Origin of the sequence: Anaerotignum faecicola (assembly GCA_024460105.1) — a bacterium.
Lineage (GTDB): Bacteria > Bacillota > Clostridia > Lachnospirales > Anaerotignaceae > JANFXS01.
The window spans coordinates 1-481 of record JANFXS010000212.1 but is presented as its reverse complement, the minus strand read 5'-3'; the positions used below and the strand labels follow the sequence as shown (position 1 = coordinate 481).

1 protein-coding gene is annotated in these 481 nt (G+C 54.9%); it reads right to left on the bottom strand.

All coding sequences use genetic code 11. The annotated features are described in order from the left end of the window. A partial coding sequence (locus NE664_13595; GenBank protein ID MCQ4727666.1) for a nucleoside phosphorylase occupies positions 1-340 on the bottom strand: 340 nt, incomplete at its 3' end. Between the last annotated feature and the right edge of the window lie 141 nt (positions 341-481).

The following is a 481-nucleotide window of genomic DNA, read 5'->3' as shown; positions in this document are numbered from 1 at the left end:
CATCCCGCACGGCCCCAGTCACCAGGATTAAGTCCCCCAGCCGGATTCCCTTTTGTAAAGCGCCGCAGCTTCCGATCCGTATCATGTTCCTGACGCCGATTCTCACCAGCTCTTCCACCGCGATGGCGGCAGAGGCACCGCCGATTCCCGTGGATACCGCCATGACCGGAACGCCCTTATAGACGCCTCTTAGGCTCCGGTATTCCCTGTTATAAGCCAGTTCTTTCACATCCTCCAGGCATTCCGCAATCCGGTCCAGCCGCTGCGGGTCCCCGGGCAGAAGCACATGGGGCGCCGCCTGCTCCTTCGACAGCCTGATATGAGGCATGAATTCTTCCATCTTCCCATCTCCTTTCCTCTCATTCCTGCGTTCACGTTCAGAAAGGGCTGTACCTGCTGCAACTCACTGACACTTTCGCCAAAAACAGTACTGCCCTTTTGTTTAAATTTACCATAAATCACCTGTCTTGTCAATCAAAAG